1 protein-coding gene is annotated in these 336 nt (G+C 67.3%); it reads left to right on the top strand.

Annotated elements, in window-relative coordinates; all coding sequences use genetic code 11:
- The coding region (locus tag SREC43747_RS20070; RefSeq protein WP_152528486.1) for an Hsp70 family protein at positions 1-336 on the top strand (336 nt) is incomplete at both ends.

The raw sequence follows: 336 nt of genomic DNA on the forward strand, positions 1-336 counted from the left end.
GGACGGCACGCCGGTGGACATCATCCTGAACACCCACGGCATCCCGCGACGGAGTACACGCCGCAGGAGATCAGCGCCCGCGTGCTGATGAAGCTCAAGCGGGACGCCGAGGCCTACCTGGGCGAGGAAGTCACCGACGCGGTCATCACCGTCCCGGCCTACTTCGACGACTCCCAACGGCAGACCACCAAGGAGGCCGGCCAGATCGCCGGGCTGAACGTCCTGCGCATCATCAACGAGCCCACCGCCGCGGCCCTGGCCTACGGCCTGGACAAGGGCGAGAAGGAGCAGACCATCCTGGTCTTCGACCTCGGTGGCGGTACCTTCGACGTCTCC

This window comes from Saccharopolyspora rectivirgula DSM 43747, from assembly GCF_000497205.1.
Lineage (GTDB): Bacteria > Actinomycetota > Actinomycetes > Mycobacteriales > Pseudonocardiaceae > Saccharopolyspora > Saccharopolyspora rectivirgula.